General features: G+C 62.9%; 8 protein-coding genes. 3 read left to right on the forward strand and 5 right to left on the reverse strand.

The features are described from left to right. Positions 1-318: 318 nt before the first annotated feature. From KAY22_RS25555 to KAY22_RS25565, 3 genes are read right to left on the reverse strand one after another with little or no spacing between them, the layout of a single operon-like run. On the reverse strand, positions 319-507 hold the full coding sequence (locus KAY22_RS25555) for a hypothetical protein (RefSeq protein WP_296625919.1): 189 nt from the start codon (positions 505-507) through the stop codon (positions 319-321). Then, positions 497-778, reverse strand: a complete 282-nt coding sequence (locus KAY22_RS25560; RefSeq protein ID WP_296625920.1) for a hypothetical protein — start codon at positions 776-778, stop codon at positions 497-499. Before KAY22_RS25560 ends, KAY22_RS25555 begins: the two co-directional genes overlap by 11 nt. 37 nt (positions 779-815) lie before the next feature. Then, positions 816-947 carry a hypothetical protein gene (locus tag KAY22_RS25565; protein WP_296625921.1) on the reverse strand — a complete coding sequence of 44 codons (132 nt, stop codon included), beginning with the start codon at positions 945-947 and terminating at the stop codon, positions 816-818. 257 nt (positions 948-1,204) lie between these two features. On the opposite strand from KAY22_RS25565, the gene KAY22_RS25570 reads away from it, so the two are divergent. Further along, entirely contained in the window at positions 1,205-1,981 is a 777-nt protein-coding gene (locus KAY22_RS25570) for a hypothetical protein (RefSeq protein ID WP_296625922.1), read from the forward strand. A 126-nt stretch (positions 1,982-2,107) separates the two neighbouring features. On the opposite strand, the gene KAY22_RS25575 is transcribed toward KAY22_RS25570, so the two are convergent. Beyond that, positions 2,108-2,530: a hypothetical protein gene (locus tag KAY22_RS25575; RefSeq protein ID WP_296625923.1), complete on the reverse strand. Its 423-nt coding sequence runs from the start codon at positions 2,528-2,530 to the stop codon at positions 2,108-2,110. 85 nt (positions 2,531-2,615) lie between these two features. Continuing rightward, the gene (locus KAY22_RS25580) at positions 2,616-2,876 is read right to left on the reverse strand and encodes a hypothetical protein (protein WP_296625924.1); all 261 of its coding nucleotides are present in this window, start codon (positions 2,874-2,876) and stop codon (positions 2,616-2,618) included. A gap of 334 nt (positions 2,877-3,210) precedes the next feature. On the opposite strand from KAY22_RS25580, the gene KAY22_RS25585 reads away from it, so the two are divergent. Together KAY22_RS25585 and KAY22_RS25590 are read left to right on the forward strand one after the other, a co-directional pair. Further along, positions 3,211-3,456 (forward strand): hypothetical protein, encoded by a 246-nt coding sequence (locus tag KAY22_RS25585; protein ID WP_296625925.1) that lies wholly within the window; start codon positions 3,211-3,213, stop codon positions 3,454-3,456. A 96-nt stretch (positions 3,457-3,552) separates the two neighbouring features. Beyond that, a partial coding sequence (locus KAY22_RS25590; protein WP_296625926.1) for an FAD-binding protein occupies positions 3,553-4,070 on the forward strand: 518 nt, incomplete at its 3' end.

Genomic DNA, 4,070 nt, shown 5'->3' on the forward strand with positions numbered 1-4,070 from the left:
AGCGTGGGCTCTGCGAATGACGTGAAGGGCACGAGACACCGCTGCTCCGGCTTCGCGAGCGTCGACCGCCAGAACGGGCTTTCGAGGTTGCGGACGTTGGTCACGGCCTTGTCGAGCATCTTTCCCGACGCGCCCTTGATCTTCGTCGTGATGCCCCACGCTCGCACGTCGGTGACGGTCGCGCCGGCCTCGCGGCGGACAATCAGTCCCTTGCGCTTGGGGAAGACGTCGGCCGCGAAGGGCTCCTCGGGCAGCCGCAGCGACCAGCCGATATACTCGCGCCAGCTCGGGATCAGGTCCGGCCGGTTCCGGTAGTGGTTACAGATGACCCGGCCTCCTCAGCAATTGGTCCAACTTGGATGCGATCGCTTTCCATCGGTCGACGCCAGCCTGGTCGCCGGCGAGAGCCAGTGTCCCAATGCGCTCGGCGACATAGCGCGGCGCGCCGGCGCCGTGAATGCGTTCCACTGCCAGCGCCTCGGCCCAGCGCTCCTCGTCAGGCGTCATTCGGCTTCGGTAAGTGCGTGGTCCGCGCGTCTTCGAGCTGCTTCCGATAGCCACCATAAGACGGATAGGGCTCGTCCTGTCCCCACCTACCCGGCCGTGACGTGAAAGTGCCGGGCATGAAGTTGTTCGGGATCCGCACGTCGTCGGGCACCACCACAACTGCGCCGGTCTGTTCGAGCCAGCGGCGCAGGTACTCGAAATGCTGAGCGCCTCCGCCCTTCCGGTCGGAAATCATCGTGTCACGGATGTCGTCGATGTGGAGGCGGTGCATGCGAACGAAACTGGAACGCGACGAACGAGTCGGTCAATTAGAAATCGATGCCGCGAGCTTCCATCTCGTTCGCGACCCGGTCGACGTCGGGGTCGTCAGGCTGCTTGGACTCGTAGAGCTTTACCAGTTCTGCGTCGGTCAGCTGGTTGAGGTCTGGCAGATCGTCCATGCACCCGTGACGCACATTTGGCGGGAAAGTTCCGTGCTGGTACCCACGCGGCTGGCCACCGCTGCCGGTGAGTACGTCGCGGGCCGCCCTTGCAATCAACCGTATATCGAGACACGTCCGTTCGGCTGATGGCCGGGCGGGGGTTCCGGGCTGCCACCCGGAAACCGACGAGCAGTAAGACCCTCGTCACGCGCGGCCGGCCAGCCGCAACGATCCCGCACCCTGCACAGGGCGGGGCCATCTAGGGCCAATCCTCCATGGAGTCTTTACCTGTATCTGCTCCGGTCGATCCGACCGGCGGCATCGCCGGCGAGTGCGCCGGCTATTTGTTCGACCCAGCGGCCGACCTCCTCGGCAAGCGCGAAGCGATCGGCTTCGGCGAGGCGGGGTTCTACGTCGCGACGATCGATCGCGCCCTCGCGAACGAGACCATCATCGCCAACCACTACAGCCGGCGGGTCTATTCAGCCTCGACCATGCACCTGGGCGTGTTCGTCGAGGGACGCTTCGAGGGCGTGCTGCAATACGGCTATGCGATGAACCCGGCTTCGGCTGGCAGTGTCGTCACGGGCACGCTGATGACGGAATATCTCGAGCTCAACCGGATGTGGCTTTCCGACGCCGCACCCCGGAACAGCGAGAGCCGGGCGCTGGCCTATTCGATCCGATTCATTCGCCGGGCGCGCCCCACGGTGAAATGGATCCAGTCCTTCGCTGACGAGCGCTGCGGCTTGTTCGGGACCGTCTACCAGGCGGCTGGCTTCACCTTCCACGGGGAGCACCGCGGCCGGTTCTGGGAACTGGACGGCGACTGGTACCACGACAGCCTTATGACGAACGGCAAGTCGATCGGTCCGCGCGCAGCGCATCTCCGCGCCAACCGCGATCGGGCAACGCTGCATCGCCTACGCCAGTTCCGATATCTGCGATTCCTCAAACCGCGCTTCGCAAAGGCGTGCCGATACCCGGCTTTGCCGTTCCCCAAGCCCGATTATGAGGGGCGGCAAGAGCGTCCGATAATTTCGGACGGTTGAGCAGTTGCAGTTCGGCGCCAGCAGGGGCAGCAGTATCGAGCGGCCCGTCCAGACGACGAGCCCCTTCCAGGGGGTGTGAGGACGGTGGGAGCCCGTCGGGCCGCTCCAGACCCATCGAACTTGAATTTAGGAATCGGGCGCGCCGACCGATGCGCGCCAATCCTTCACGGTCTCAAATTGGCGCTCGGGCGTCTCGACACGTCCATCGGGGAACTGCACGGCCCAGTCGCCACCCGTGACCATATCGACATCGATCGCGATCGGTCGTGTCGCGCCGTCGGCATAGACGCCCCATCCCACCACGGCCGATCGCCAAAACGGATCTGGATCACCCTCGTCGGCTACCATCCCGATCAGAAATGTACCCGGCTGGGCAGGGATCGACGATACGATTGTCGTCTCGAGCGCCAGGTTCCATGAGAAGTCGTCTACCTGATGGTCGTTGCCGTTGACGTCCGTGATAGTCCAGCCGCCCTGGTACCCGCGCGCAACAGCTATGTTCGCGAGCGGGACGGCGATTGCTGTTCGGCCATTTTTGATCAACAACATTGGATGTCCCTCCGTATGGAGGAGCAGCATACCTCAGGCCTATCGGCCCGCAATTGGCTGCAGCCGGATTATCCCCAGCTTTCGATTATGCGTCGGCCGGTCGCTCGAAGCTCGACTGGGTTGCGATCGCTGTCGGTACTGCGAGATAATATTCGCGCCGGCTGCGATCGTAGGCGGCGAGCTCGCCGTCGATCGCGTCTTGCATCGCCTCGTTCCAGCTCTCGCGCCAGATCCCGCGAGGCTTACCGAACACTGTGACCCGGTACCAAGTGCGCGGCTTCGGCCGCTCGATCGGCGGAGGTGCGGAGACAAAGCGGCCGGTCTCGGGGTCGCGTAAGGGCATCATCTCGCCAACGATATCTCCATGCGCTATGCAAAGGGAAGGTGCTCGATCGCATCAAGATCTAGCTGCGATTGGCTGGGGGCATCGGTGGGGGCATCCATCCGCGACTTGTTCTCACCGCTTCATATTTTTCGGATTGTATTGCGTACAGTCCGGTAGGTGCCGGGCCCACCAGCGCAGGATATAAGAAATTGATATTGAGCGATTTTTGTTCGTTCGTGTCTAGCCGGATTTCCTGGTTAGACGCCTCCCATGCAACGAGGGCGCGCATCGCGGCGCTGGGCATACGGGCCTGATCGGCCTGGCGGGTGTAGAGGGCGACTTCCGAATCACCGCTGTGGCCGGCGATCGGCTTAGTCTGCTGATTGCCCTGGCCGATCTCGGCCATAAGGCAGCCAATCCCAGGCTGGAGGCGGGCGGCTATCCAGTCTGTGTTCTGCTCAACGGAATGAACGGCATGCCCGCGCTCGGGCGGATGATGACCGATGAGCAGGTGGCCGAGGTGGTCAACTATGTCAGGACCCATTTCGGCAACAGCTACGTCGACAGGGTCACCGCCGAGGAGGTGAAGGCGGTCCGCTAAGGGCATCTGGCGAACGCCCTGACCTGACATTGGTCACAGTTTTATAAAACGATTGTTATATTAAATCTCATCGACAAGATCGGTGAGGAGAGGGTCATGACTGGAACGGTTGCTTGGGATCGGGAAGCGGACGTCGTCGTCCTGGGATCGGGCGGGGCGGCTATGACCGCAGCGATTACGGCCCATGATTTCGGAGCGAAGGATGTCGTGATCCTCGAACGCTCAGGCATGGTGGGTGGAACCACGGCGATGTCGGGCGGCATGCTCTGGATACCCAACAACCATCACCAGCAGGCAGCCGGGATCGCGGATTCGGACGAGGAGATCGTCACTTATCTCGACTCCCTTGCGCCGGGAGCACTCGATCCCGAGACGCTGTGGGCGTTCATGCAGAACGGTCCGGAGCTTCTGCGCTATCTGGAGGACAAGACGCCCGTGCGTCTCCATGCCTTCGCCGATTTCCCAGACTATCAGTCCTATGCGCCCGGCGCGAAGCCCGATGGCGGACGGTCGCTCGACAATGCGGCCTTTTCCTTCGCGCGTCTTGGCAAATGGGCAGCGCGGGTGAACCCGAGCAAGATGGCCTATCCGCTGCGCGGCAGCCTGATGGAGGC

Origin of the sequence: Rhizorhabdus sp., from assembly GCF_018006725.1 — a bacterium.
GTDB lineage: Bacteria > Pseudomonadota > Alphaproteobacteria > Sphingomonadales > Sphingomonadaceae > Rhizorhabdus.